This window comes from Micromonospora sp. WMMD736 (assembly GCF_049179015.1).
Classification (GTDB): domain Bacteria; phylum Actinomycetota; class Actinomycetes; order Mycobacteriales; family Micromonosporaceae; genus Micromonospora.
On record NZ_JBMHMI010000001.1, the window covers coordinates 1,809,029 to 1,835,147 of the forward strand.

General features: G+C 70.4%; 22 protein-coding genes. 10 read left to right on the forward strand and 12 right to left on the reverse strand.

Features of this window, described 5'->3' with window-relative positions:
* Positions 1-2 precede the first annotated feature (2 nt).
* From ACN269_RS07815 to ACN269_RS07825, 3 genes are all read left to right on the forward strand, one after another.
* Positions 3-386 carry a PPOX class F420-dependent oxidoreductase gene (locus ACN269_RS07815; RefSeq protein ID WP_421471788.1) on the forward strand — a complete coding sequence of 128 codons (384 nt, stop codon included), beginning with the start codon at positions 3-5 and terminating at the stop codon, positions 384-386.
* Positions 387-797: 411 nt separating this feature from the next.
* Positions 798-2,150 carry a ricin-type beta-trefoil lectin domain protein gene (locus ACN269_RS07820; protein ID WP_421471789.1) on the forward strand — a complete coding sequence of 451 codons (1,353 nt, stop codon included), beginning with the start codon at positions 798-800 and terminating at the stop codon, positions 2,148-2,150.
* Between the two features lie 108 nt (positions 2,151-2,258).
* Positions 2,259-2,642, forward strand: a complete 384-nt coding sequence (locus ACN269_RS07825; RefSeq protein ID WP_421471790.1) for a hypothetical protein — start codon at positions 2,259-2,261, stop codon at positions 2,640-2,642.
* On the opposite strand, the gene ACN269_RS07830 is transcribed toward ACN269_RS07825, so the two are convergent.
* Together ACN269_RS07830 and ACN269_RS07835 are read right to left on the reverse strand one after the other, a co-directional pair.
* Positions 2,602-3,069: a response regulator transcription factor gene (locus ACN269_RS07830; protein ID WP_421471791.1), complete on the reverse strand. Its 468-nt coding sequence runs from the start codon at positions 3,067-3,069 to the stop codon at positions 2,602-2,604. The genes ACN269_RS07825 and ACN269_RS07830 overlap by 41 nt on opposite strands.
* Positions 3,070-3,124: 55 nt before the next feature.
* Positions 3,125-6,253, reverse strand: a complete 3,129-nt coding sequence (locus ACN269_RS07835; protein WP_421471792.1) for a BTAD domain-containing putative transcriptional regulator — start codon at positions 6,251-6,253, stop codon at positions 3,125-3,127.
* Between ACN269_RS07835 and ACN269_RS07840 the strand changes: the two genes are divergently transcribed.
* Both ACN269_RS07840 and ACN269_RS07845 read left to right on the forward strand, forming a co-directional pair.
* The gene (locus tag ACN269_RS07840; RefSeq protein WP_421471793.1) at positions 6,207-7,040 is read left to right on the forward strand and encodes an alpha/beta fold hydrolase; all 834 of its coding nucleotides are present in this window, start codon (positions 6,207-6,209) and stop codon (positions 7,038-7,040) included. The two genes, ACN269_RS07835 and ACN269_RS07840, sit on opposite strands and share 47 nt — an antisense overlap.
* 11 nt (positions 7,041-7,051) lie before the next feature.
* Positions 7,052-7,903, forward strand: coding sequence for an alpha/beta fold hydrolase (locus tag ACN269_RS07845; protein ID WP_421471794.1), 852 nt, complete (start codon positions 7,052-7,054; stop codon positions 7,901-7,903).
* Positions 7,904-8,017: 114 nt separating this feature from the next.
* Here the strand turns inward: ACN269_RS07845 and ACN269_RS07850 are convergent, their stop codons facing one another.
* Positions 8,018-8,887, reverse strand: a complete 870-nt coding sequence (locus tag ACN269_RS07850) for an alpha/beta fold hydrolase (RefSeq protein ID WP_421471795.1) — start codon at positions 8,885-8,887, stop codon at positions 8,018-8,020.
* Positions 8,888-9,261: 374 nt separating this feature from the next.
* On the opposite strand from ACN269_RS07850, the gene ACN269_RS07855 reads away from it, so the two are divergent.
* The 4 genes from ACN269_RS07855 to ACN269_RS07870 all read left to right on the forward strand — a co-directional run bounded on the left by ACN269_RS07855 (position 9,262) and on the right by ACN269_RS07870 (position 11,980).
* Positions 9,262-9,651: a GntR family transcriptional regulator gene (locus tag ACN269_RS07855; RefSeq protein WP_421471796.1), complete on the forward strand. Its 390-nt coding sequence runs from the start codon at positions 9,262-9,264 to the stop codon at positions 9,649-9,651.
* The gene (locus tag ACN269_RS07860) at positions 9,648-10,529 is read left to right on the forward strand and encodes an ABC transporter ATP-binding protein (protein WP_421471797.1); all 882 of its coding nucleotides are present in this window, start codon (positions 9,648-9,650) and stop codon (positions 10,527-10,529) included. The genes ACN269_RS07855 and ACN269_RS07860 overlap by 4 nt, the downstream gene beginning before the upstream one ends.
* Positions 10,526-11,542 carry an ABC transporter permease subunit gene (locus ACN269_RS07865; RefSeq protein WP_421471798.1) on the forward strand — a complete coding sequence of 339 codons (1,017 nt, stop codon included), beginning with the start codon at positions 10,526-10,528 and terminating at the stop codon, positions 11,540-11,542. Before ACN269_RS07860 ends, ACN269_RS07865 begins: the two co-directional genes overlap by 4 nt.
* A gap of 96 nt (positions 11,543-11,638) precedes the next feature.
* Complete coding sequence (locus ACN269_RS07870; RefSeq protein WP_421471799.1) at positions 11,639-11,980, forward strand: cupin domain-containing protein; 342 nt, start codon at positions 11,639-11,641, stop codon at positions 11,978-11,980.
* A 79-nt stretch (positions 11,981-12,059) separates the two neighbouring features.
* Here the strand turns inward: ACN269_RS07870 and ACN269_RS07875 are convergent, their stop codons facing one another.
* Together ACN269_RS07875 and ACN269_RS07880 are read right to left on the reverse strand one after the other, a co-directional pair.
* Complete coding sequence (locus tag ACN269_RS07875) at positions 12,060-12,833, reverse strand: hypothetical protein (RefSeq protein WP_421471800.1); 774 nt, start codon at positions 12,831-12,833, stop codon at positions 12,060-12,062.
* Between the two features lie 128 nt (positions 12,834-12,961).
* A complete protein-coding gene (locus ACN269_RS07880) occupies positions 12,962-14,419 on the reverse strand; it encodes an endo-1,4-beta-xylanase (protein WP_421471801.1) in 1,458 nt (485 codons plus the stop codon).
* Between the two features lie 399 nt (positions 14,420-14,818).
* Here ACN269_RS07880 and ACN269_RS07885 point away from each other — a divergent pair, with 399 nt between their 5' ends.
* Positions 14,819-16,063, forward strand: coding sequence for a PQQ-dependent sugar dehydrogenase (locus tag ACN269_RS07885; protein WP_421471802.1), 1,245 nt, complete (start codon positions 14,819-14,821; stop codon positions 16,061-16,063).
* Positions 16,064-16,230: 167 nt separating this feature from the next.
* On the opposite strand, the gene ACN269_RS07890 is transcribed toward ACN269_RS07885, so the two are convergent.
* The 7 genes from ACN269_RS07890 to ACN269_RS07920 all read right to left on the reverse strand — a co-directional run bounded on the left by ACN269_RS07890 (position 16,231) and on the right by ACN269_RS07920 (position 26,009).
* Positions 16,231-17,127, reverse strand: a complete 897-nt coding sequence (locus ACN269_RS07890; protein WP_421471803.1) for a hypothetical protein — start codon at positions 17,125-17,127, stop codon at positions 16,231-16,233.
* Positions 17,124-17,507, reverse strand: a complete 384-nt coding sequence (locus tag ACN269_RS07895) for a PadR family transcriptional regulator (RefSeq protein WP_421471804.1) — start codon at positions 17,505-17,507, stop codon at positions 17,124-17,126. Before ACN269_RS07895 ends, ACN269_RS07890 begins: the two co-directional genes overlap by 4 nt.
* A 185-nt stretch (positions 17,508-17,692) precedes the next feature.
* A complete protein-coding gene (locus ACN269_RS07900; protein WP_421471805.1) occupies positions 17,693-17,914 on the reverse strand; it encodes a zf-HC2 domain-containing protein in 222 nt (73 codons plus the stop codon).
* Positions 17,915-18,041: 127 nt separating this feature from the next.
* On the reverse strand, positions 18,042-18,617 hold the full coding sequence (locus tag ACN269_RS07905) for a sigma-70 family RNA polymerase sigma factor (protein ID WP_421471806.1): 576 nt from the start codon (positions 18,615-18,617) through the stop codon (positions 18,042-18,044).
* Positions 18,618-18,792: 175 nt separating this feature from the next.
* Positions 18,793-22,077, reverse strand: a complete 3,285-nt coding sequence (locus tag ACN269_RS07910) for a right-handed parallel beta-helix repeat-containing protein (RefSeq protein WP_421476222.1) — start codon at positions 22,075-22,077, stop codon at positions 18,793-18,795.
* Between the two features lie 5 nt (positions 22,078-22,082).
* Positions 22,083-24,575, reverse strand: a complete 2,493-nt coding sequence (locus ACN269_RS07915; RefSeq protein ID WP_421471807.1) for a hypothetical protein — start codon at positions 24,573-24,575, stop codon at positions 22,083-22,085.
* Positions 24,576-24,851: 276 nt separating this feature from the next.
* On the reverse strand, positions 24,852-26,009 hold the full coding sequence (locus ACN269_RS07920) for a hypothetical protein (RefSeq protein ID WP_421471808.1): 1,158 nt from the start codon (positions 26,007-26,009) through the stop codon (positions 24,852-24,854).
* Positions 26,010-26,119 lie beyond the last annotated feature (110 nt).

The window sequence follows — 26,119 nt, forward strand, 5'->3', positions numbered from 1 at the left end:
CAATGCTGCACCCCGACATCCGCCGCGTGCTCGACGAGGCACCGATCGCCCACCTCGCCACCGTCCTACCGGACGGCTCACCGCACGCGACCCCCGTGTACGTCGGCACGCACGGCGACCACCTCGTCATATTCACCGGGCCCGACAAGCGCAAAGCGCGCAACCTGCGCCGCGACCCGCGCCTCGCGTTGTCTGTCGCACCGGCCGACGACCCGTTCACCCCGGTCGCCGTACGGGGCCGCGTTGTCGCCTGGATCGACGGCGACGCCGGATGGTCGATCATCGACCGTATCGTCGCGAAGTACACCGACGAGACGTACCCGCGCGACCACGAACGCGTGGTCGCCGTCATCGAGCCCGATCACCAGAGCATCGGTATCCGCTGACGCCCCACGGCCGGCCCACACGGCTGTTCCGGGCAGCCACCGGAGCGCCACGAAAGCCACTCCTGCGCTCACGGACGGACCGCCGACCCACCGGCCATGAGATTGACACATTTCGCTGCTTGATCTAGCGTCAGGGCGAATCGATTCGACCGCGGACCGGATGCTCCGGCATCCTCCGACGGCCGATCGCGTGGTGTTCGGGCGAACGTTGTGACCACCGACGATTCGACGGCAGCCCGGTCCCGCACGGCGGCGAGACCGTGCCGGGCAGCCGTGGCCCGAGCCGGCCGTCCTCGTGGGCACCTCACGTCTTCAGGGTTTCTCGGCGGCGAGCCCGTTGGACGGGGTGACCGACGGTGACGGGGCGCGCGTTCGTCGCACACCCTTCCACCTGAACAAGGAGATCCAGCTGTGCCACTCCGCAGACTGTCCGCCCCCTGGTTGGGGGCAGCACTGGCGGCCATGCTCCTGATCGCCGTCGGCACGTACGTCGTCACGACCGTCGCTCCCGCAGCCGCGGCCACCACCGCCGGCTGCGGCAAGGCGCCGGGGCTGACCAGCGGTACCCACACCATCCAGAGCGGCGGGAAGAGCCGCAGCTTCATCCTCCGGCTACCCGACAGCTACAACAACACCTACGCCCACCGACTGGCCTTCGGCTTCCACTGGTTGGGCGGCACCGCCAGCCAGGTCGCGTCGGGTGGGACCGACGGCGCGCCGTGGGCCTACTACGGCATGCTCTCGCAGGCGAACAACACCACGATCTTCGTGGCCCCGCAGGGGCTCAACAACGGCTGGGGCAACGCCAACGGTGAGGACGTCACCTTCACCGACGACATGGTCCGCGCGATCGAGAACGCCCTCTGCGTCGACACGACACAACTCTTCTCCGTAGGGTTCAGCTACGGCGGCGCGATGAGCTACTCGTTGGCGTGCTCCCGGCCCACGGTGTTCCGCGCCGTCGCGGCCATCGCCGCCCCGGGACCGATCAGCGGATGCAGCGGCGGCACCCAGCCCGTGGCGTACCTGGGAATCCACGGCATCAACGACAACATCCCGAACGGCCGGGCGTTGCGCGACAGGTTCGTCCGCAACAACGGCTGCGCCGCCCAGAACCCGCCCGAACCCGCACCGGGCAGCCGGACCCACATCACCACCGCCTACTCCTGCCAGCCCGGCTACCCGGTGCTCTGGGCCGCGTTCGACGGCGGCCACCAGCAGGGCCCGGTCGACGGGTGCGCCGGTTGCGAGAGCGGCGCGCGGAGCTGGGTCAAGCAGGAGGTGTGGAACTTCTTCGCCCAGTTCGGCGGCGGCACGCCGCCCACCACTCCCCCGCCCACCACTGCCCCGCCGACGACCCCGCCCCCCAGTCAGCAGAGCGTGCTGATCGTGGGTAGCCAGTCCGGCCGCTGCGTCGACATTCCCAACTCGAGCACGACCAACGGCACCCGCGCGCAACTGTACGACTGCCACGGTCGCGCCAACCAGCGTTGGACCCGTACCGCCAACCGCACGCTGACCGTCTACGGCAACAAGTGCCTGGACGCCAGCGGAGGCGGCAGCAGCAACGGCACCGCGGTCATCATCTGGGACTGCAACGGCCAGTCGAACCAGCAGTGGAACGTGAACGCCAACGGCACCATCACCTCCGCGCAGTCGGGGCTCTGCCTCGACGCCGTCAGTTCCGGCACGGCCAACGGGACGCAGCTGCACCTCTGGTCCTGCCACGGCGGCGCCAACCAGCAGTGGAGCACGCGTACCTAGCCATGACGGCCAACGCGCGCCGCTCGGGTTCCGTCCCGGGCGGCGCGCGTTGGGCGCGGACGGCCGACGGGGTACGCGGCGCGCGTGGTTCGTTGAAGAATGCCTCGTGTGGCGGACACCGATGCGCGGAGGCGCTGGCGGGAGCATCAGCTCGCACAGCGGCGTGACCCGTTCCGTCCCGATGTCGCCCAGGGGGACCTCGAGGGATTCACGCTGGTGCGTCCGGACGGTTCCGTGACGGCCGAGGTCGTCCACGTCCAGTGGCGGGACGACCACCCGGCAGGTCCCGACACGCACGTCACGGTCTCGTTCGCGGACGGGTCGAACGTACAGTTCGCGTTCGACACCCCGGTCGTCGCGGTGCGAGCGGCCGATCTGCGGACGCTGGATCGTGACCAGCTGTGTCGGGCAGCGCCGTCCGGATGGGGAGCGGACGTCGGACGCTGGGACGTCACGGGTGAGGGCGAGCCGCCAGGTCTCGACGTGACGTGATGTCGAGCTTCCGGAAGATCTTGCGCAGGTGATAGTCCACCGTGCTCGGGCTGATGAACAGCTGTGCCGCCACCTCCCGATTGGAGGCACCTTCCGACACCCGGCGGGCGATGTCGCGCTCCTGGCTGGTCAGTCGGCAGCTCTGGGCAAAGCGATCGGTCGTGTCGCGGCGGTTCAGCCTGCTGCGGAGTTCGCGGCGGGATGCGACGTTCAGCCGGTGGAACACTCCACGCAGATGGTGTTTGACGGTGTGTGGGCTGATGACCAGGTGTCGTGCGACCTCGACGTTGGTGGAGCCGGCCGCCACCAGCAGGGCGATCTGTTCCTGTCGAGGGGTCAGTGCCGCACCCGGAAGAACTCGTGCGGGCTCGGTTGGGGCGCGGTGCATCGTGCTCCTCGGGCGCGGGTTCGGGGTCTCGACGACCATCCGAACGCACCGCTGTGCGCGACGAGTGCAGACTGAGTGCTCGCGCCCTACCCGCTCACGACGCGCCGCCCATCAGGCTCAGCCGGGCCCGGACGTAAGCGACCATGGTTCGGTATGCCTCGGCCTCCTCGATGCCGGAGAACTCGATGAGTTCCCGGAAGCCGTTGTCGGCGATCAGGCCCTCGAACCGCTGGCAGCCCTGTTCCGCGCGCGCCCGGTCGCCCAGGTCGAACGCGGCCCGCGCGAGGATCGCCGCGATGGCGCAGCGCGGACCGTTCGACTCACTGATGTTTTCCGCCAACCCCCACTCCGAGACCGTCACCGCTCGCTCGAGCTGGCCCAGTCTCCAGGACGATTCCGCGATGAGCTGCGCGTAGCGGATGTTCAGGTGATCGAGGTGCTGCACCATCGCGATGGCCAGCCCTTCGTCCGCGGCACGTACGGCATCGTCGAACCGACCGGATCCGAGGCGTGCTCTCGTGAGTGTCAGCAGCGATACGGCGAGCAGTTCCTGACGCTCGGTACGCCGGGCAAGAGCCACGGAGCGTTCGCCGTAGGCGTTGGCGGCGTCGTGGTCGCCGCGCGACATCGAGAGCACGGCGAGGTTCCGCAGGACGTCGGCCTGCCCGGCGATGTCTCCGGCGCCTTCGAAGATGGACAGGGATCGACGCAGGTATTCGTCGGCCGGTGGCAGCGGGGCGAAGACCTCACCGACGGTACGAAGAAGTTCGGCCTCCAGCAGCGGCTCGCCGAGCGCGCCGGCCAGGTCGAGGATCGCGAGGACGGTCGGGGTCCGTCCCGCGGGGATGGAGTTGCTGCCCGGTGCCGAGGCCGCGAGGACCATTGCCGCGGCGTCGCGCCCCAGGCCGTGCGCGAGGGCCAGATCGATCGTCGCCCACAGCGCTGGCCGTTCGCGTGCGTACCAGGCGGCAGCCTGGGACACACTGTTGAACGTCTCGGGCGTCACGTCCGGTGGCGTCCCGCTGACGGTGCCGACCGGCTGCCGGTGGTGTCTCGCATAGGCGGCCCGGGCCGAGTGCAGGTAGTGCATGACGAGACGCCGTTCGTACTCCAATCGCTCTCGATCCTCGGCGAGAAGCTCACCCGCGTAGGCCCGCAGCAGGTCGTGCAGGAAATACCGCCCGGACTGTGCCTCGTCGAGCAGGTTCGCGGTCACCAGTTCCGTGAGCAGCGTGCGGACCCTCGTCCGACTGACCCCGACGACGCTCGCCATCGACTCCAGCGAGACCCCCGGACCCGGATGGACGGCGAGAGCACGGAACACCTGCGCCGCCGATGGATCGAGAGCGCGGTACGACCACGAGAACACCGACCGGACATCGTCGGACGGGTCCGCGCTGGACAACGCGTCGAGCCTGGCTGACGGTTCGGCCACGGCGCTGGCGACAGCGCTCATCGGCAGGGCCGGGTTGAGCGCCACGCGGGCGGCGACGATCGCCAGTGCGAGCGGCAGCCCGGCGCAAAGCGTGATGACCTTGTCCAGCGCAGCCGGGTCCATGGTGGCACGGCGGGTGCCGAGACGGTTGATCAGAAGCTGCCGGGACTCTGCCCCGGTCAGCCGGTCGACCTGCAGATAGCGTGCCCCCTCCCGGGTGACGAGGCTCGTCATCCGGTGGCGGCTCGTCACGATGACCAGAGAACCCCGCGAGGCTGGCAGCAGCGGGCGGACCTGATCGGAGTCACGGGCGTTGTCGAGGAGGATCAGGACGCGACGACCGGCAAGGCGACTGCGGTAACGAGCCGCCTGGGCGTCCACGTTCTCCTGTGGGGACGACACCGCCGGCTCGCCCAGTGACGCGAGCAACGTGGCGAGCGCCTCCTGCGACGACATGACCCGTCCGTCCGGGTCCAGGCCCCGCAGGTTGAGGAACAACTGCCCGTCGGGGAACTCGTTGGCGATCTGGTGGGCCCAGTGCACCGCGAGGGCGGTCTTGCCGATGCCACCCATGCCACCGAGCACGGTGATCACGATCGTCGCGTCGCTGAACGCGTCGGACAGTAAGGCGTCGAGCACCGCGGCCATGTCGTTGCGTCGGACGAAGCCCGCGACCGGCGGCGGCAGCTGCGCGGGCCGCGGAGCGTCCGGTGGGGGCGGCTCGTCCTGCGAGGTCCAGCCGCTGGCGAGCAGTTCCCGATACGCCTCGCGCAGTTCGGACCCCGGATCCACCCCCAGTTCCTCGGCGAGACGTTGACGGGTCCGCTCGAAGACCTGCACGCCCTCGGCCCGGTGGCCACTGGCCACGTACGCGCGCATCAGGCACGCCTGCAGGGCCTCGTCCAACGGGGCCGCGGCGGCGACGCTCACCAGCGGGGTCAGGGCGGCGTCGGCCATGCCGTGGGCCATCGCGGCCTCGCTGGCCGCGAGCGCCACCACGATGCGCTCCCGTTCGATGGCAACGAACTCCGGCGAACGCAACGCGCCGGTCGGCAGGTCGGTGAACGCCGGGCTGCGCCCGAGCTCCAGTGCGGTCAGGTACGCCCGCACGCCGGCCTCGGCATCCCCGCCGGCAAGCGCCTCGCGGGCCCGCCGGACCAGCTCGCGGTACATGGCCAGATCGGAGGCCTCGGTCGCGAGGATCAGGCGGTAGCCGGTACCGGCCGGTAGGAGGTAGCGACCGGTTTCGCGGACGTCCAGGTCCGGTTCCAGAATCCGCCGGAGGTTACCGACGTGCCGGTGGATCTGGTTGGCGGCGCTGGCCGGAGGTTGGTCCTCCCACACGCTGTCGACGATGCTGTCGAGGCTGACCGCGTCACCGCCGGCCGCGAGGAGCTTGGCGAGGATGATCCGCTGGCGGACCGGGCCGAGATCGACGTCCGCGCCGTCCCGCCGGCAGCCGAGACCGCCGAAGACCTTGAACTCGCAGCGGGACGGCGGCCCGTCCGGGAGCCTGCGGTCGGGCGTGGTCACGATTGACATCCTAGAGATCAAAGGGTGGCGGCTTCGCTGTTCGGCCCAAGCCTGTGGCTTGGTCCGAGCCCGCCGCATCGCCCATCTCTCGTTGTCTTTCGGGCGGTCGACGAAGCCCGGGACTACGTGCTTCGGGCGATTCGCGAAACGGTCCCAGATCCGTACCTTCGGCAGGGTTCCAGCGCGGAACGCAAGCCAAGGAGAGTGCATGCCCCACGTCAGCGTCGGCTCAGCGGGAGCCGACCCGATCGACATCTACTTCGAGGATCACGGTGCCGGCACCCCGGTCGTTCTCAGCCACGGCTACCCGCTCAGCGGGCGGGCCTGGGAGAAGCAGGTCGCCGCACTGCTCGCCGCCGGGTACCGCGTCATCACGTACGACCGGCGGGGCTGGGGCAATTCCAGCCAGCCCGCCGATGGGTACGACTACGACACGTTCGCCAGCGATCTGAATGTGCTCCTCACGACACTCGACGTACGCGACGCCATCCTCGTGGGTCACTCGATGGGGACCGGGGACGTCGCCCGGTACCTGGGTCGCTACGGCACCGGGCGCGTCGCGAAGGCCGTGCTGATGTCGCCGATCCCGCCGTTCCTGCTGAAGACGGACGACAATCCCGAAGGCGCGCCGCAGTCGTTGTTCGATGGATTCATCGAGGCCGCGCGGGCGGACCGGAACGGTTGGCTCACGCAGTTCCTGCAGAACTTCTACAACCTCGACGTCTACGGCGGATCACTGGTCAGCGACGAGGCTTTCCAGGCCAGTGTGCACGTGGCCCAGGCCGGATCTCCCGTCGCCGCGGTGGCCTGTATCCCGACCTGGCTCACCGACTTCCGCGAGGACCTGGCCAAGGTCGACGTGCCGGTTCTCGTGATCCAGGGCGACCAGGATCGCGTGCTGCCCCTCGGGGTGACCGGCCAGCGGGTCCCCGCCTTCGTCGTCGATGCGCGATTGCTCGTCATCGAGGGCGGACCGCACGCCATCGCGTGGACCCACGCCGACCAGGTCAACGCCGCCCTGCTCGACTTTCTTCAGAAGTGAGAGGAACCATCGTGAAATTGTCCTTCCGTCGCCGCCTCGTCTACGTGGGCGCGACCATCGGCGCCCTGGTCGTGACAGGTGCCGGCATCGGCACCGCGCAGGCCGCCACGAACCACGCCGCGCAGTCGCGTTCCACGGTCAAGCCGACGGTCGTGCTCGTGCACGGGGCGTGGGCGGACGGGTCCAGCTGGGACAAGGTGACGGCCAAGCTCCAGCGCGACGGCTACCGGGTGGTCACCCCGCCGAACCTGCTGTCGGGCGTGGAGAAGGACGCCAAGAACCTCCGCGCGTACCTGGACACCATCAGCGGACCGATCGTCCTCGTCGGGCACTCCTACGGCGGCATGGTCATCACGAACGCCGCCCTGGGCGACGAGCAGGTCAAGGCCCTGGTGTACGTGGACGCGTACATCCCGGACCAGCACGACAGTGTGTACGGGCTGACGTCGGCCCTGCCGGGCTCGGTCTTCGCGGCCGAGTCGTCCACCGTCTTCGACGTGGTCGCCAACCCCAACGACGAAGACCCGCACAACGTCAACCTCTACGTCAAGCCGTCGGTCTACGGCAAGGCGTTCACCGACAAGAGCATCCCCGCCAGGGACGTCGCGGTGCTCGCCGCCCGGCAACGCCCCCTTGCCTACAACGCCCTGACCGAGGAGGCCGCCGAGCCGGCCTGGCGCACCATCCCCTCGTGGTCGGTGATCGGCAAGCAGGACGCCGTCATCCCGGCCGCCCAGCAGGTCGTGATGTCCGAGCGGGCCAAGGCGCACAGCGTCCAGATCAACGCCCCGCACCTGTCCATGGTCACCGACCCGGGCGCGGTCACCAACCAGATCGAGGCCGCCGCCAAGGCGACCAACTGACCCGGCGGCCGGGCGTGGCACCGCACAGCGCGATGCCACGGCTGGTCGGATAGTGGCCGCGTGGGCCGGTCCGGCCCACGCGGCCACTGCTGCTGCCGATGTCACGAGACCTCGTCAGGCGGTCGTCCGCGCCGCCTCCAGAATGACCCTGGTGACCTGGTCGGGGTGCGAGATCAGGCCAAGGTGCCCGGCGTCGATATGGGTGATGTCGGCCCCTGCCCGCTTCATCATCTCCTCCTGGCGGGCCGGCGGGATGACCAGGTCCTCGGTGCCGACCACCGCCCAGGCAGGGATCGTCTTCCACGCCGGCTCCGTGGCCGGCTCCCCCAGGGCGTTGGTGGCCAGGGCGGTCTGGGTCACGGCGAGCACCTCCGCCTGCCGCCGGGGCAGACCGTTGGCGAAGCCGTTGATGAACACCTTCGGCAGGACGTACGCGTCGGCCGCACCCTCCGGGGCACCGGGGAACGGCACGAGCCTGAAGACGCTCGTGGGGTCGGTCAGGGCGGGCTCGAGGATCGAGCCGGAGCCCGCGGTGAGTTCCTCCACGGTCTCCCCCTCGTCCGGCGCGAAGGCGTCCACGAAGACGAGCGCCTTGACGTTCCTGTTGCCGGTGGCGGCGTCGCTGATCACGAAGCCACCGTACGAGTGGCCGGCGAGCACGATGGGACCTTCGATGGTGGACAGGAAGTCCTTCAGGTAGCCGCTGTCGATCGACGGCCCTCGGCCGGGTTGCGGCGCGACCTGGACGTCGAAACCGCGCGCCTGGAGTCTGCGGATCTCCCCATTCCAGCTTGAGCCGTCCGCCCAGGCGCCGTGCACCAGGACGATCGTCGGTCTGGTGCGGTGCTGCCCCTCGTCGGGGGTTGGTTGCACACCGCCGTCCGCGAACACGCTTGGGGTGCTTGAGCCGAGCACCGTCACCAGGGTTGCGGCGGCGAGCGCCGCGGTGATGACCTTCGGCCGACGTAGCGAGATTCCGAGCATGTCTGTTCTCCCTCGTTGGTCAGTGGGTGCCGAACGCGGGCAGATGTGCGTGGCAGCCGACGCGATCCAGCCGAGGCCGCAACCCGCCGGGAGCACCGCCGAGCGGCACGTGACTGATGACGGCCCGCCTCGACCGCTGCGGCATGCTGCATGATCGCCCGACCTCACCGTACGCACAGTGCGGCGGATTCGTGCGCAAAACAGGAGAGTCGCTCATATTCAGCAATCAACACGGAGACGGCACCAAAAGGGCAGCGTCTTCCACCCATCGGGTGATCGGTCGGAATTCCACGGCACGAGGTTCGGGCCTTCGGTAGCGGACGGACCGCCCGTAGCCCTATTCTGCTAGGCAACTAGTGAAATGGGGTGGCGAGGTGATCGAGTTTCACCTGGACTCGCGGTCCGGGGTTGCGCCGTACATGCAGCTCATCCGACAAGTGCGGCACGCGCTCCGGCTCGGGGTCCTGAACGAGGGCGACAAGCTGCCCACCGTGAAGGAGGTGGTGGCCCGGGTCGCGATCAACCCGAACACGGTGTCCAAGGCGTACCGTGAGTTGGAGTACGAGGGCCTGGTCGTGGCCCGACCCGGGCTGGGCACGTTCGTCACCCGCACGCTCGGCGCGGACTCGCTGGACAAGCACGAGCCACTGCGGCAGGACCTCACACGCTGGCTGCACGAGGCCCGGGACGCGGGCCTGGACGACGAGAGCATCGAGGCGCTCTTCCTCAGCAGCTTTCGGGTCTTTTCGGAGGCCCGAGCATGACTAGCGCACTGATCGCGGAAGGCCTGAGCAAGCGGTACGGCCGGCGTTTCGCGTTGAAAGACTGCACTCTGGACATTCCGTCCGGTCACGTCGTGGGTCTGGTCGGGCCCAACGGCGCAGGCAAGTCCACTCTGCTGCAACTGGCCTGTGGGTTGCTCCGTCCGACCTCGGGTCGGATCGAGGTGCTCGGCTCGCGGCCGGTCAGCGGGTCGGCGCAGGTCGGGTTCGTCGCCCAGGACAGCCCGGTCTATACCAACCTGTCCGTCGCGGACCACCTACGGATGGGCGCTCACCTCAACCCGTCCTGGGACGCTGGGCTCGCCGAGCGGCGGATCGCCCAGATCGGCCTGGACCCGGCGCAGAAGGCGGGCAAGCTGTCCGGTGGTCAGCGGGCCCAGTTGGCCCTGACCATCGCCGCGGCGAAGCGGCCGCGTCTGCTGCTGCTCGACGAGCCGGTGGCGGCACTCGATCCGCTCGCCCGGCGCACTTTCCTGCGGGGGTTGATGGAGTTGGCCGCCGACGAGGACATGAGCATCGTGATGTCCTCGCATCTGGTCGCCGACCTGGAGCGGGTCTGCGACCACCTGATCGTGCTGGTCGCCTCGCGGGTTCAGGTGGCGGGCGACGTGGACGACCTGCTCGCCACTCACCACCGCCTGGTCGGGCAACGGCGTGAGACCACCGACCTGGGCGCGGGGCGCGCCTTGGTCGAACAGAGCCACACCGAGGTGCAGTCGACCCTGGTGGTACGCAGCACCGCGCCGATCGTCGATCCGTCGTGGCAGGTCGACCGGCTGGACCTGGAGGACATCGTGCTGGCGTACCTGAGCGGAACCACCGGCAGCCGGCCGGATCGGATCCTGGAGGGACAGCGATGATCTGGATGACCTGGCGGCAGTTCCGGACGCCGGCCCTGGCCACCGGCACCCTGCTGCTGGTGCTCCTGGGCAGCCTGGCGCTGACCTGGGCGGAAGTGCGAGAGCTGGCCACGCAGACCGGATACACCGGCTGCCAGGGTGACGGCTGCCTGGCCGCCGGCGAAGCCTTCCTCCGGGCGCTACAACCGGGATGGGCGAGCGAGTTCCACATCGCCGCCATCGGGGTGCTCTACCTGCTACCCGCCCTGGTGGGCATCTTCTGGGGCGCGCCGCTGGTAGCCCGGGAGCTGGAGTCCGGTACGTACCGCATGGTGTTCAGCCAGTCCGTCAGCCGGGGTCGATGGTTGCTGGTCAAGCTCGCGGTCGGCGGTGCAGCCGCCGCTCTCGGCGCCGGCCTGCTCAGCCTGACGCTGACCCGGTGGGCGCAGCCGATCGACGGGGCCTCGGCCGACCGGATGGATCCGCTGGTGTTCGCGGCCCGGGGAATCGTGCCGATCGGCTACGCGACGCTGGCTTTCGTGATCGGTGTCGCCGCCGGGCTGCTGCTGCGGCGAACCCTCGGCGCGATGGCGGTGACCCTGCTGCTGGTGGTCGGCCTCCAGGTCGCCGCGCCGTTCGTGGTACGCCCCTGGCTGGCTCAGCCGGTCACCACGGTCAGCCCTCTGGAGGTGGACGGTGAGTACGGGATCTCGATGAGCCCCGGCACGGGGCGGATGACGCTCCACGTCGAGCCCGATCGCAGGGGCGACTGGATCGTGTCGAGTACCACGATCACCTCGACCGGGGCGGAGTTCAGCGGTCCGGCCGACGTCACCCAGTGCGGCCCGAAGGCGCCCCACGACCGCGAGACGTGCCCGGCGTGGCTGGAGAAGCAGAACCTCAGCCTGAAGGTGAGCTACGTACCCGGGTCGAAGTTCTGGAACCTGCAGTGGCGGGAGTTCGGCCTCCTGATCGCGTTGACCGTCGCGCTGTCCCTGCTGTCGCTCTGGTGGATACGCCGCCGAGCGGTGTGACGGCACGGCCGGTGGGGACGGGCGGAGCGACCGCCCCACCGGCACAGCGCTGGAAACGCCCCCACCGAGGTACGAGACGTACCTTAGGTTTCGGCAATGCAGATCATCGAAGGAGCGGGCCGGTGGACCACAGCCGGCGGAGCCGTCAACGACTGGGTCGAACACCTGAGGGTGCCGGACCTGTCGGTGGGAACGTACTGCATCCCGGCGGGCGGTCTCGACGATCAGAGCCCGCACACCGAGGATGAGATCTACGTGGTCACCGCCGGGCGGGCCCGGATCGTGACCCCGGACGGCGAAGCCGAGGTCGGCCCGGGTTCGGTGATCTTCGTGCCGGCCGGCGAGGAGCACCACTTCGACGAGGTGACCGAGGACCTCGCGCTGCTGGTGGTGTTCGGCCCGGCGTACGGCTCACGCGCTCCCGACCGGCGACCCTGACTGCCACCGGGAATTCTGCCGGGGTGCGGCAGCAGAGCCGCACCCCGGCAGGCCCCCGGCGCGCTGCCGGTGCGTCAGCTCAGCAGCCGAGCCGCTTGGTCGACAGGGCGATGTCGTCGATCCAGAGGTCGAACTCCCCCGGCGTCGTGCCGCCCTGGTAGAGCTGCCAACCGATCTTTACTGTGTCGACGGTGGGCAGGACGAAGGGAACGTCGTTGCCGCCGTGGTCGTTCGTGGCGGCGGTCAGCTCCGGGTTCGCCACGCCGTCGATCCACACCGCGACGCGGTTGTCCGCCGCGTCGATCTTCCATTCGAAACACTGCCAGGTGTCCTCGACGACCGGTGCGGACTCCCGCCAGTTGGTCCAGTCGCCGGTCGGACCGCCGTCGGCGCCGATGCCCCAGAACGTCCCGGGGACCGTGGGCGCGTACTGCCCACCGATCGGACGGACGACCTCCGCGCTGCCGCTACCGGTCGCCTCGACCAGCGTGAAGTGCGCCCAGTCCGGGGCGGTGGGGAAGGCGTCGACGCGCAGGCGCATCCGGCCGTAGAAGCGGTTGCCCGGCGCGGCGAAGTCGTCGACGCGCAGGAAGGCACGGCCGTTGTCGACCGTGTGCACGTGCAGCACCTGGTTGCCCCGGCGAGCACGCTCGACGGTGAGCGTGCCGTGGCGGGTGTCGACGCCCCAGTTCAGCGTGCTGGGCCCGCCGGTGGGCAGTCGCTCGAAGTCCTCACAGAAGAGCAGGCCACGGGGGCACGCGGGTCGGGACGCACCGGACGCCCCGGCCGGAGCGCTGCCGACTGTGGTGCCGAGAATCAGGGCGGCGCTGAACACCGCGAGAAGTCTGCGCATGGTCGTTCTCCCTATCGACGAGGTGCAGTGGGTGGGCGGTCCGACCACGACGACGCCCGGGCCCGGAGCCGGTGGCTCCGGGCCCGGTCAGCGTCCGACGTGGCGGGATCGGTACGCGGCGTCGGTCATCAACTGGCGCAGGAGAGACCAGTGGGCGCGGTGTTGCTGCTGCCGTTGACCAGGAAGCCGAAGGTGGTCGAGGCGTTCGCGCCGAGAGACCCGTTGTAGTCGGCGTTACGGACGCTGACCGTTCCGCTGGTGCCGGTGTTGATGCCGTTCCAGACGTTGGCGATGCTCTGCCCGCTGGCCAGCGTCAGCCGCACGGTCCAGCCGCTGAGGGTCGCGGAGCCGTTGTTGGCCACGGTGACCTCCCCCTGGAAACCGCCGTTCCAGCTGTTGACCAAGCGGTACGTCGCACTACAGGCACCCGGCGGCGGCGTGGTCGGCGGAGGCGTCGTGGGCGGAGGCGTGGTCGGCGGAGGCGTGGTCGGCGGAGGGGTCGTCGGCGGGGGCGTCGTCGGCGGTGTGCCCGGCACGGTGGTGGAGGCGGCGTTGAGCGCGTTGAGAACGGCGGTGTACGCCGCCTTGGGGTTGCTGTTGCGGTCGAAGAGCAGCGGGTTCTCGCTGCCGCGCCAGGAGTCGCTGTCCCGGATGCCCCACGTCGTGATGCCGACGCAGCGGGGCACGTTCATGCAGGCCTGGGTCAGGCCCTGGTACTGGCTGGTCGAGGCGTTGGTGACGTCCGCCTCGGTCAACGCCACGTCGACATCGAGGGCCGCGAAGCTGGACAGCGTCTGCTGGAAGTTCCCCGGCAGCGAACTGCCGCCGGTGAAGTGGGTCTGCAGGCCCACGCAGTCGACCGGGACGCCACGGGCCTTGAAGTCCCGGATCATGTTGTAGACGCCCTGCGTCTTGGCGTACGTCCAGTTCTCGATGTTGTAGTCGTTGTAGCAGAGCTTCACGCTCGGGTCGGCGGCGCGTGCGGTCCGGAACGCCACCTCGATCCAGTCGTTCCCGGTGGACTGCAGGTTCGACGACCGCCGACTGCCGTTCTCGGCGAAGGCCTCGTTCACCACGTCCCAGTACGCGAACTTGCCCTTGTAGTGCGCCATCACCCCGTTGATGTGGCTGATCATGGCGTTCCGCAGGGCACTGCCACTCAGGCTCCCCCAGAACCTCGGCTGCTGGGCGTGCCAGGCCAGCGTGTGACCACGGAACCGCATGCCGCGCTGGGCGGCCCAGTTGTAGATCGCGTCACCGCGCTGGAAGTTGAACTGGCCGGGGTTGGGCTCGGTCGCGTCGGGCTTCATCTCGTTGACGGCCGTCATCATGTCGAACTCACGGCTCGCGATGGTCAGGAAGCCGGAGTCGTTGAGTCGGTCCGACCCCATGGCGGCGCCGAAGTACCGACCGCTGCGCTCGGCGGCGGCCTTCAGGGTGGTCCCGGGCGGTCCGGGGAGATCGGCGCGGGCGAAGGTCGCCACGGCCATCGAGGACACGGTGATCGCCAGGGCGCAGGCCCCGCCCAGAAGCAGCCTGGCGGGCCCCCTGGTCCGGCGTTTGGGTCGAGCGGGTACGTCGTTCATCGGTGCACTTCTCCTCGGTGTTTCGTCTGGTCCGTTGCCGACTCGAGGCACGGAAGAGAGGATCACCGCACGGCCGACGACCGGAGCACCGCGCTCACCACTTGACGAGCACGCCGCAGGTGACGTCGAGCCGGCGTCAACCCCGCCGCGCCCGAAATCGGTGGCCACCGCCGGCTGCCCGGCCCGCCCGGTGGATGGCGAACACTCCGCGCCGCACGCCCCTGCGGAGTGACACTGCCCTGTCGCGATGCTATATCGAATCAGTTCGATCTGGACAGCCGGCGGCCGATCGCGGTGACGCGCGCGGCGGACCGCCAGTGGCTTTAGCATCGACCAAGGTCGATGTAGTGTGGAAACGCTCCCACACCACCCTCCACCCACCTGATCGAGGAGCCGAACATGCAGCGACGGCGACATCGCCCGGCCACCATGCTGGCCGGCCTGCTCATCCTGACCCTGTCCGTGCTTCTGTCGCCACCCTCGTCGGTGGCCAGCACCGCGGCAACCGGCACGTCCCACGCCCGCGCGACGCCACTCACCGAACTGACCGTGGTGTCCGAGCGGGTGGCGTTCGGTCTACAGCGTCCGATCGCGATCACCGGCCTGCCGGACGGTCGGATGTTGATCGCGGAGAAGAACGGCACCGTCCGCGCGTACCACCCCGCCACCGGCCTGGCGGCCGAGCCGGTACTCGACCTGACCGCCCGGATCGACACGTCCGACAACGAGCGCGGCCTGCTCGGCATCACACCCGCACCGAACTTCGCGCGCACCGGGATCCTCTACGTGGCGTACACGAGCCTGCCGGCCGGCACGCTGACCCTGGCACGGGTGCCGCTCGGCGCCCCCGACCGGCTCCAGGTGCTGCTCACCCAGGAGCACGCCGAGTTCGGCAACCACAACGGCGGACAGGTGGCCTTCGGCCGCGACGGCTACCTCTACTGGTCCACCGGCGACGGCGGAAACGCGAACGACCCGTTCAAGAGCGGCCAGAACCTCGGCACCCTGCTCGGCAAGATCGTGCGGATCGACGTCAACCGCAGCTGTGGGGGCAAGCCCTACTGCGTACCCCCGGACAACCCCTTCGTCCGCACGGCGGGCGCACGGCCGGAGATCTGGGTCTACGGGCTGCGCAACCCGTGGAAGTTCTCCATCGACCCGGTCGACAACTCGCTGTGGATCGGCGACGTCGGCCAGGGCCTGATCGAGGAGATCAACCACATCCGCCCGTCGCAGCGCGGCGCGAACCTCGGCTGGTCCTGCAAGGAGGGCCGGGCGGTCTTCGACCAGACGCAGTGCCGGCCCGGCGTACGGCTCACCGACCCGATCGTCGAGTACGAGCACTACCTGACGGAGAACTGCTCCATCATCGGCGGCCTGGTCTACCGGGGGTCCGTCACCCCGGAGGCGCGGGGCACCTACATCGCGAGCGACTACTGCTCGACCCGCGCGTTCGCCGTACGTCAGACGTCCACGGGTGGCTACGAGTCTGCCGAGATCGGCACCTTTCCCACCCAGCCGACGGCGTTCGGCGCCGACGTGAACGGCGAGCTGTACGTGCTCAGCGACCTCCCGGGTTGGCTGAGCAAGGTGCGGTTCGAGCGGGTTCAGCCCACCCCGACCGCCGGGGTGACGAACCGCTGAGCCTCGGGGTGGCCCCTTCGCACCCGTGACACCACCGTGGACGGCCGCGCACGTACGCGGCCGTCCACGCCTCGTCGATCGGCCCTGTTCAGTCGAGCGATCGGCGGTATCCGTGGCCGCGGGCGACCGTGGGGCGGCTCGGCCGAGGCCGGCCGCCCCCGGGTCGATCAGGCGCGGGTGCGCTGCCGCAGCCGGGTCGCGACGACCGCGCCGACTGCCAGGAGAACCGCGACGACCAGGGACGGCAGGGCGTCGGGCCGGCGCAGCAACTCCCCGGTCGACACGCTGTTGCCCAGTTGGTGGAGTGTGCCCAGCAGGAGGGTGGGGACGACGGCGATCAGCAGTCGCTGGTCGGCCGTCGCCACCCACAGGAAGGCGGCCGCCCCGACGATCACCATGCTGGCGGCAACGAGCCGCGTGCTCATGTCGACGACGCGGAAGCCCTCCGCGGAGATCAGATGCAGGACGAGCAGACCGGCCGTGACCAGGACGGCATTGGCCCGAGGCGCCGACGGGACGTCCGCCGGACGCCATAGACCCACCAGGATCAGGGGCGTGGCGACAACCGGTGCCCACCACTGCGGCAGACCGTTGAGGAACAGGTACGGGGCGATCATGGTCGGCACCACCGCCGCGGCCACCACCAGGACGGCGGCGGCGCGGGTGCGGCCGGCGACGAGCGCCACCAACACCGCGCCCACCATGACCTCGTTGACGACCTGGTTGCGCAGGACGGTCAGGGGGTCGGAGAATCCGCCGAACTGGAACGCATCGACGAGGTCGTCCAGGCCAATGAGCGCACCCAGCGCGAGCACGGCCATGGCACCCAGGTGGATGCCCTGCCAGAGCAGCACAGCGGTGGGCCGGGGCGCGCTGCTGCCACCGTGCACCCGCAGGCCACCCCGGATCAGCGCGGCCGACTGTCGAATGTCGGGCCAGCGGCGGGTGGTTGACTCGTCACCGATCAACGTGTCGATCAGCTCGTCGGCACGGTCGCGACGGTACGCGGCCGGGTAGGCCCGCAGCAGCAGGCGGTAGCGCCTTTCGAGCACATCGGAACTCATGCTGGCCTGATCCTCGCGGTAGAAGGTTGACGGGTGCTTGCCTGCGCCCTGCCCCGGCGCGGCAGGCGGTCCATGACCACCCGGGCGGCCCGGGCGAGCCGGTCGGCCTCCTCGGCGAGTACGCGGTAGCCCTCGTCGGTGAGCCGGTAGTAGCGACGGGCACGTCCGTTGACGATCTCCTCTCCGTCGGCGACGACGAGGCCCTCGCCGAGCAGCCGGTCGATGACCGAGTAGAGCGAGCCGGCGGCGAGTTTCACCCGCTCATCGGACAGCTCGGCCACCCGCTTGATCACGGCATAGCCGTGGAGCGGGCCACCGAGCAGGGCAGCAAGGACGAAGTACGACGGTTCCCGCAGCGCGGGACGCGAAGTCGATCCCATGCCATGAATATACAAGCAACATGAGTATGGAGCCAGGATGATTATTGATGGAGATCCTGCACGGAACACGCCGGGCCCTCCCGGCGCGATCGCACCCGCACCCGGTCGCGGCCGACCTGCCCACCGCCGGACGAGGCGCTGCTGCGGCGGGTTACCCGACACCGCGCCTCGGCCACGCCCGGCAGTCAGAGCGCTTCGGGGTGCGTGTGCAGCCCTTCGACGTCGGCGGGTGAGAGGCCGATCATGGCGCTGACGATCGGGCCCAGCGACTCACACTCGTCCTGGCAGCCGTCACAGTCGACAAGGTGCGCCTCGAAGGCCACCACCGCGTCCGGGCCGAGCGCGCCCAGCAGGTACAGCCCGCAGTCATGGCATGCACTGCGGGAGCCCTCGCCCTTGTTGATCATCAGCGCGCTGGATCTCCTTGACGACCTGGGCTGCTGAGGAACGCCTCAGGCCAGGGTATGCCCCTACTCTAGGCCGCGCTCGTCGCCCTGACTGCCCGGACACGGCGCTCGGGGCGTCCCGCCCGAATCACTCTCCGTCGGTCCGCCCGATTGCTGCCCGCAACGCCTGCAAGGCGTAATGTGCCCGCGATTTAACCGTTCCCTCCGGGATCCCCAGCCGGGCCGCCGCCTCGTCGGTGGAGCGACCGAAGAAGTACAACTCGATCAGCACCGCACGGTGAGCGGCACTCAACTTCGGCAACGCGGCACGGACGGTCTGTGCGGTGACCACGTCCTCGGTCACGTCGATCGCGCCCGCGAACCAGGCCAGGTCGGTCACGCCGATCTCGGCAGGTCGTGCCTGACGGGCGCGGGCGGCGTCGATGGCGATGCGACGGGCCACGATGAACAGCCACCGGCGGGTCGACTCGGGGCTGTTCGGCAACCGGTCGATGTGCCGCCAGGCCTGCAACATCGTCTCTTGCAGCAGATCCTCCGCGAGCTGGCGGTCGCCCCAGGTCAACCGCAGCAGAAATCGGTGCAGCGGCTCGGCGTTCCAGGCGTACAGCCATTGCATGCGCACCTGCGGCCTCATGCCGTCCGACGCCCAATCCGCGTCGTCGTCGGCGAACGCCGTGCCCACCTTGCTGGCCAACTCGAACAAGAGCAGCCTCCCAACCCGTAGCTATCAGATCGTGCGCCGGGCCTCCACCGACTACCGATCGGCGGTCTCGCGGCAAAGGCCCGGTGCAGCATAAGGGCAAGGTGGCGCACTTCGGTCCAAACTAAAACGAAACTCTTACAAGTGCTGGCCACACTCGTGGCCTGACGCGGGATGTTCATGTCCGCGTCACGTCCTCGACCAGCAGAGTTCGCAGTTGCTCGACGTTCGGGTTCCGCAGGGCGCGGATCCGGCCCGCCTGACGGGTGATCGCCTCGTCGAGCACCTGCCGGGCGTACCGGCCGTTACCGAAGGAACGAGTACGCGGTACGTGCTCGAAGTGCTCACGGAGGGCGACCAACGTCTCGCCCGGACACTCGTAGCCGCTCGCCGCGGCGAGGTTCTGGAAGATCGCCACCAGGTCGTTGGCGTCGTAGTTGGCGAAGTGGATCCGGCGCGAGAAGCGGGACGCCAGGCCGGCGTTGGTGGCGAGGAACTCCTCGATCTCCTGCTCGTACCCGGCAGCGATGACCACCACCTCGTCGCGGTGGTCCTCCATCAGCTTGACCAGGGTGTCGATCGCCTCCCGGCCGAAGTCCTGGCCAGTGCCCGACGGTGCCAGCGTGTACGCCTCGTCGATGAACAGGACACCGCCCCTGGCCCGGTCGAACGCCTCCCGGGTGCGCTGCGCGGTGTGGCCGATGTACTCCCCCACCAGGTCCGCCCGGGCGACCTCCACCAGTTGGCCGCCGGCGAGCACGCCCAGCGCGGTCAGCAGCTCACCATAGAGTCGGGCCACAGTGGTCTTACCCGTGCCGGGCGGCCCGGAGAAGACCAGGTGCCGGGAGACCGACGGCGCCGGCAGCCCCGCCTTGACCCGGGTGCGGATGGTGGCGAGCAGATCGATCATGTCGGCCACCTCGCGCTTCACGTCCGCCAGGCCGATCATGTTGTTGAGGCGGGCGAGCAGGCGGTTGAGATCGTCGTCACGCGTCTCGCCGGCGTGTACCCCGGGCTTCGCCGTCGCGCCGAGGTCCTGCGGCAGCAGCTGCGCCAACTCGACGCCGGAGGTGTCACCGGCCTGCGAGAGCCGGTACGCCTGACGCCCGATCATCTCCTCGAAGACCTTGCGGGCCACCCGGGCGTTACCGAAGTTCGCGTCCCGCTCCATCCCGTCGAAGAGGCTCGCCAACGCCAACCTGGTGTCGTACTCCAGGGAGTAGTGGTGCGTGCTGCAGAGCCGCTCGACGATCGTCACCAGCTCGTTGGTCGCGTAGCTCTCGAACTCGACGTTCCTCGAGAAACGGGAGGCCAGACCGGGGTTGGCGGCCAGGAAGGTGCGCATCTGCGCCGAGTAGCCGGCGACGATGACCACCACCTCGTCGCGGTGGTCCTCCATCAACTTGACCAGGGTGTCGACCGCCTCCCGGCCGAAGTCGTGGCCGCCACCACCCTCGACCGGGGCGAGGGTGTACGCCTCGTCGATGAAGAGCACCCCACCCAGCGCCTCGGTGAACTTCTCGGTGGTCTTGACCGCGGTGCCGCCGATGTGCTCGGCCACGAGTTCGGCGCGGGAGACCTCGACCAGTTGACCGGAGCGCAGCACGCCGAGGCCCGCGAGGATCCGCCCGTACAGCCGCGCCACGGTGGTCTTTCCGGTGCCCGGCGCGCCGGCGAAGACCAGATGCCGGGACATCGGTGGGGCCGGCAGCCCGGCAGCGGCTCTGCGTTGGCTGATCTGGTGCAGCCCGACCAGGGTCGCCACCTCGTGCTTCACCCCGGCGAGCCCGACGAGCGCGTCCAACTCCGCCAGCAGCGCAGTGGTCCGGTCCGACGTGCCGCCGGAGTCGGCAGGGGCCGACGCCGTAGCCGGTCGGAGTGGGTCGTCGGGGGTCGGTGCGGACGGGCTGCCGGCACCAGCACCGGGACCGGGACCGGGACCGGCGGGCTGGGGGCTGGCCGGGCTGCTCGGACGGGTTCCGTCACCGCCGTTGCCGACCATCGTGGTCGACTCCACCTGAACCGGCTCGCCCGTCTCCCGGATCAGGCCCCCGCCCACGTTCTCGATCAGCTCACACCCGGTCAACCGCCCGGCGGCGCCACCGACGAACCACACCCCCGGCCCACCGCTGCCGTGCACCCGAGTGCCGATCAGGGTCAGGTTCGCCTCCTTCTGCGCGAGAATGCCGGCGGTGCGGGAGCTACCCACGTCCGACCCGGTGACCGTCGCCGTGCCGGTGACGAGCAACCCGGTCCCGCAGTTCTGCACCGTCGCCTGGTCGGCGTCGAGCCGCGCCTCGGCGTCGACCAGGATGCCCCCGGCCCCGCACCGCTCGATCCGGACCCGCTCGACCCTCGCCCGCGCCTGCTCGAGCAGGCGTACCCCGTACTCCTGCACGTTGTCGAGCGTGCACTCCTCGATCAGCGGGGTGGCGGAACCACCGACCACGATCCCGGTCTGCCCACCCCGCACCGTCAGCCCGCGCACCGTGCCCGACGCCTCGGCCTGGAACAGCACCGCGCCAGCCGGGCTGTCGGTCAACCGGCCGCCCTGGATCAGCGGCGCGGCCGACCCGCTGACCGCGATCGCAGCCGCCTGGGCACCGGTTATCTCACCGTTGGCGAAGGTGCCGGTGGCCTCCTCGAGCACCAGCAGCCCGTGCCCTGCGGCGCCGTGCACCTGGCAGTCACGCAGCATCGGGGCCGCGGTGCCGGAGAGGACCACGCCGTGCCCGCCGACCGCGCGGATCTCGCAACCCTCCAGGACCGGCTCGCCCTTGGCGACGACCACCCCGGTCCCGGGCAGGTCATGCAGCTTGCTGCGGAGCACCCGCAGCGAACCGTCGTCGACCACGATCGCCGCGCCGTCGACCGAGGTGAGATCGCAGTCCTCGACCGTGCCCCGCCCGCCCTGGCTGCAGTGCACGCCGGCACCGTGGATGTCGGCGAACGTGCAGCCGCGCAGCACCGGGTCCGCACCGCTGGCGATCACCGTTCCGGCACCACCGGTCTGCCGGATCGACGTGGCACTGACCGTGCCGCCGCCGGTCCGTTCGAACAGGAGACCGGCACCGCTCGGGTTGCTGACCTGGCAGTCCTGCAGTCTCAGCGCGCCGCCGGGCACGTGTATCGCGACGACCCCCTGCCCGGTGACCGTGCACTCGGCGGCGTGGAGAACGCCCCGCCCCACCTGCACCGCCGGGAGGTTGGCCGAGCCGCCGCGCAGCGAGAGACCCCGCAGCGTCACGCTCCCGCCGCCGACGAAGACGGCCACGCCGTCACCGCCGTCGATGATCACGGTGCCGGGCCCGTCCTCGGCCACCAGGGTGACGTCTCCGGCGAGTCGGAGCTGCTCGTGGTACGTGCCCGGCTGAACGACGATCATGGCGCCGGGGCCGGCCTGCGCCATTGCCGCGGCGATGCTCGGCAGGCATCCCGCTTCGGTCTCGGAGACCGACAGCATGTTAGTCACGCTCGTACATCCTCATCAGCCGCGACGGCACCGGCGGGCGCCGGTGCGGGGAAGGGCCGGCCCGCGTCGTCCAGGCCGGGAGCGAAAGGCAGCGGTACGCGGTCGGCAGCGGCCGGCTGGCCGCCCTGCGCGGTACGCAGGCGATCCAGGATCCGCTCGCCGGAGTCCCGCCCACCGCGGTACGACGCCATGAGATCGCGCAACAACACCCGGGGCGCGCGGTCCGGGGCCGCCTCGTCGACCGCGAGCACCTGGAACCGGCTGCCCGGTGGGAATGCCGCCGCAGCCCGGGTGCCGCTGTCCAGGCTGTCCAACCGGCGGGCGCTCACCGACCAGACGACGAACATGACCCCGTCCGCCGTGTCGGGGTCGGGGGTCAGAGCGACATCCACGAAGGCCGGCTCGGTCAGCACGTCACCGGGCCGATAGGCGGCGGCCAGGACCGGGTCGACCAGCCCGTGGGCGAAGACCGGCCCCAGCACGGACGGGAGTCGACGCAGTCCGTAGTCGGCGCTGCGGGCCACCAACAGGAGCCGGTCGAGGTGCCCGTCGTCGCCACCACCGCGCAGGACCTGGTTCACGAGCGCGCGTTCGCCAGCGCAGTACGCGCGGACCGCGACCAGCCCGGCGGAGAGTTCCCGGGACGCACCGGCCGCAGCCCGTAGTCCGGGCGACTGTGCCAGGGTCCGGGCCACTATCCGGGCATGGGCGTCGTACCGACCGTCGAGCGCGTGGCGCACCGCCGCCGGGTTCGGGGGTGTCTGTTCGCCGTCGACGTCGACCAGCCAGCGCGGCGGGGGCCCGGACGGCGCCTCGTGCCGTGCGGCGCGCTCGGCCACGCCCGGCTGACCGGCCGGGACATCCCCGTACGGCGGGTCGATTGGCGGTGGCGCCGCGAGCGCACCGGGAACGGGGACGACGCCCAGCGACAGCTCCGGCTGCCCGTGCGGCCCCGAGGCGATCAGATCTTCGGGGTGGCCGAGGCCCTCCAGCGCCGTCGGCAACACCTCTGCCGGGCTTGCGGCGTCGGAGGTTCTGTGCGGGTCGAGCAGGACGACGCTTGCCGCTGGCGGCGTCAGCAGGGCGGGCCACCCGGCGTACGCCATCCACCGGTCGGCGGTGAGCAGGGCGATGAGCTTCGGGGCGATCCGGGTGGGTGCCGGCACCGACGCCGCGCGCTTCGCTCCCGCCCGGCGGGGATCACGTCGGCGGTTCTTCCCCGCTGACGGTCGGGGCGGCAGTACCTGCCCGACCGCGCGTACCGGACGCGGCCCGCGTGCGGCACCCGGTTGCCGCCGGCTCCAGAGGCTGAACGTGCCGGTGGTCGACAGCAGCCCGGTGGCGGTCCGGGTGACGGCCGCGTCGGCGACGTACAGCGGCACCGTGAGCGCGTCGGCCAGCCCACCGAAGAGCAGGTCGGCGGCGGCCCCCCGCACGGTTACGCCGTAGGTGACGAGCACCAGCGGTCGGCTGTCCCCCGCCCGGCACCCTTCGATGAGTTTCGCCAGTGCCCGAGGTGGCACCGGTCGATCGTTGATCCGGAAGCCGGTCGCCCGCACCAGGATCTCCACCACGAATCCGGCCAGGGCTGGACCACCGCCCAGCGTCGACTGGTCGAGGAACGACCAGCCAGCGGCGGTGCGTACGCCGGGCATCGTCGCGGGCACCCGGGCACCGCCCGCCCGCGATCCACGCGCGGCGCGCGGCGCGCGGCGGGCCGGCCACCGGACACGAGGCGGAAGCCGCGCCGGCAGGTCGACGAAGCCGCCGTTGGTGTGCAGGACCACGTGGGGCCAGTTCCTGGCCACCGACAGCAGGTGGGGGCCGTCACCGCGCTGGGCAGGTTGCCGCACCGCACCTGGTAGCGGTGCCCGCGGCACCGGCGCGACCGGCGCAACCGGCGCGACCGGCGCAACCGCCGACGGCGGCGGTGCCTGCACCGGAGCGGCCAGCGGGGGCCACGACGGCGGCGGTGCCGCCACCACCGGGGCGACAACAGGCACCGAAGCGGCCGCCGGTGACGGCGATGCGGCAGGTGGTGCGGATCCTGGCGGCCACAGCGGCTCGGACCGGACGTCACCCTCCGGATCCACCGTCTTCCATGCCACGGGCTGCAGCACCGTGCCCGCCGACACCGTCAACGCTCCCTGCGGAAACGTCACCTCCTGGCCGATCCACTCGGCCAGCAGCCGCACCTCCTCGCCGGGATCGACGGCGGGGGCGTACGACCCGAGCGGCACCAGCCGGACCCCGGTGGCCACCCCGCCGAGATGCTCGGTCAACGCTTCCAGCAACCGGTCGAACAGATCCGGGCGAGCCGTTACCGACGGCGAGCTCAGCACGGCCCGTCGTCCCTGCTGCACCGGCAGGGCGGCGGCCAGCCCGAGGACCGACGGTCGCGGGTCCACCGCGGTACACAGAACCAGCGTCTCCCCGACGTACTCCACGTCAGGGGCGGGAGGCGGCGGGTCGACACTCGTGGGTGACATTGCGGTTCGCACAGCAGTCAGGGCCGCGCCTGCCAGGTGGTCACTCCTGCTCAGCCCTTCGCCGTGCCGGTGCGCCAGAGCCCTCGGCCCTCGACCGTGCCGGTCACGTTGTTGCTGTTCCACCGGGGCAGGGTGGGCCTGATCCGAGCCAGGCTGGAACCCACGAGCCGGTGTCGATCTCCTCGGTTCGCATCACCGCCGCGCGTGGTCGCCACTTTCCTCAATCTCCCTCAGCTAGAACGTCGGATGGCCCGACAACTAACGCTCGTGGCCGGATCAAAGGTTGTCGCCAGTTCTCCCCTCGACGGAAGTCACGGCGGGAGGCTCCGCGTCGTTCTGGACCGACCCGTCCTCGACGACCGGCGCGTAGAGGACAGAGAGCGCCCGGTGCAGAGCGACGGCGTCGACCTCCGGCACGAGGTAGTGGCTGGCCCGGATCGCCGCCAGCAGGCCGGGGTCCGGGGCCAGCCCATACGTCCGCAGGTAGTAGGCGCAGGCGTCCGTCCAGATCCAGTGGCCGTCGGTGAAGAACCCGGTCGGCACCACCTCGCCGACAGCGGGGTCGACCAGGTCCGGACTGAGCGTCGGCGTGATCAGCAGTGGAGTGCCGTCGGCCAGGTATTCGAGGACCTGGTCGCGTTCGTCGCCCTCCAGCCGCGGGTGGTCGGGCGCGAACCCGGGCCCAGACTCGGCGTCGAACGTGTCGTAGAGCCGTGCGACGACCGGCCGTACCGGTGCGGCCGCGGTCCAGAGCAGGGTCGAGAAGCCGAGCGTGTTGCGCTGGTAGGCCGGCAGTTCGTCCGGATCGACGAAGACCTCGACCTGCGGATCGGTCTCGCCGACGGCCTCCAGGGCATCCTGCACGTGGACGGCGGTCGCCGGAATCGTCGCCTCGTCCCCGCTCTGCACCAAATAGATCCGGCGCGGCGGTGGCCACTGGGCATCGATGGCGGGGAACCGCCACGCACGCCACAGCGCGGTCACCGCCACACCCTCGTCCACCTGCGCCACGGCCGACTCGATCGCCGCCTGGTCGACGTCGTCCGCGGCGCCCGGCCCGTCGTACGGCACCGTCAGGTCGATGCTGTACGGCACCTGGGCACCGTGTTCGGTCAGTTCATCGGGGCTGACCGGCGCCACCCCGTACGGCGGCAGGGGGTCGTCGTCGACGCGTTCGATGTCGGCGAGCGGCTCGACGTCCTCCCCCGCCGCGACGAGGGTCGCGGAGAGCAGGCTCACGTCGCCCTCGGTCATCGGGAGACGGGCGGCGAGCGCGGAGAAGAGCACCGCCTGGGCGATTTCCACGAACTCACCCTCGGCGAGCCACCGGCGCGCGGCGGCGGTCAGCTCGTCCGGGAGCCGACCGGACATCCGCAGCAACAACCCGTGAAAGGCGGCAACCTGATCGGTGGATGCCTCAACCGCCTGTGTCATGGTGTCGCCCTCTCCGTACCCAAGGTTTTCGATTCGACGGTCAGCCCCGTGACCTGACTCGGACCTCCTCACGACGGACGGAACGTCCGTCCGGTTCAAATCGGGTGCGA

What these genes read in the sequence shown, in the direction of transcription:
- ACN269_RS07920 (WP_421471808.1), bottom strand. Translation starts at nt 26,009, where the DNA reads ATGACACAGGCGGTTGAGGCATCCACCGATCAGGTTGCCGCCTTTCAC.
- ACN269_RS07885 (WP_421471802.1), top strand. Translation starts at nt 14,819, where the DNA reads ATGCAGCGACGGCGACATCGCCCGGCCACCATGCTGGCCGGCCTGCTC.
- ACN269_RS07830 (WP_421471791.1), bottom strand. Translation starts at nt 3,069, where the DNA reads ATGGTCGTCGAGACCCCGAACCCGCGCCCGAGGAGCACGATGCACCGC.
- ACN269_RS07865 (WP_421471798.1), top strand. Translation starts at nt 10,526, where the DNA reads ATGATCTGGATGACCTGGCGGCAGTTCCGGACGCCGGCCCTGGCCACC.
- ACN269_RS07850 (WP_421471795.1), bottom strand. Translation starts at nt 8,887, where the DNA reads ATGCTCGGAATCTCGCTACGTCGGCCGAAGGTCATCACCGCGGCGCTC.
- ACN269_RS07900 (WP_421471805.1), bottom strand. Translation starts at nt 17,914, where the DNA reads ATGATCAACAAGGGCGAGGGCTCCCGCAGTGCATGCCATGACTGCGGG.
- ACN269_RS07895 (WP_421471804.1), bottom strand. Translation starts at nt 17,507, where the DNA reads ATGGGATCGACTTCGCGTCCCGCGCTGCGGGAACCGTCGTACTTCGTC.
- ACN269_RS07815 (WP_421471788.1), top strand. Translation starts at nt 3, where the DNA reads ATGCTGCACCCCGACATCCGCCGCGTGCTCGACGAGGCACCGATCGCC.
- ACN269_RS07880 (WP_421471801.1), bottom strand. Translation starts at nt 14,419, where the DNA reads ATGAACGACGTACCCGCTCGACCCAAACGCCGGACCAGGGGGCCCGCC.
- ACN269_RS07915 (WP_421471807.1), bottom strand. Translation starts at nt 24,575, where the DNA reads ATGTCACCCACGAGTGTCGACCCGCCGCCTCCCGCCCCTGACGTGGAG.
- ACN269_RS07870 (WP_421471799.1), top strand. Translation starts at nt 11,639, where the DNA reads ATGCAGATCATCGAAGGAGCGGGCCGGTGGACCACAGCCGGCGGAGCC.
- ACN269_RS07840 (WP_421471793.1), top strand. Translation starts at nt 6,207, where the DNA reads ATGCCCCACGTCAGCGTCGGCTCAGCGGGAGCCGACCCGATCGACATC.
- ACN269_RS07910 (WP_421476222.1), bottom strand. Translation starts at nt 22,077, where the DNA reads ATGCTGTCGGTCTCCGAGACCGAAGCGGGATGCCTGCCGAGCATCGCC.
- ACN269_RS07875 (WP_421471800.1), bottom strand. Translation starts at nt 12,833, where the DNA reads ATGCGCAGACTTCTCGCGGTGTTCAGCGCCGCCCTGATTCTCGGCACC.
- ACN269_RS07860 (WP_421471797.1), top strand. Translation starts at nt 9,648, where the DNA reads ATGACTAGCGCACTGATCGCGGAAGGCCTGAGCAAGCGGTACGGCCGG.
- ACN269_RS07835 (WP_421471792.1), bottom strand. Translation starts at nt 6,253, where the DNA reads ATGTCGATCGGGTCGGCTCCCGCTGAGCCGACGCTGACGTGGGGCATG.
- ACN269_RS07890 (WP_421471803.1), bottom strand. Translation starts at nt 17,127, where the DNA reads ATGAGTTCCGATGTGCTCGAAAGGCGCTACCGCCTGCTGCTGCGGGCC.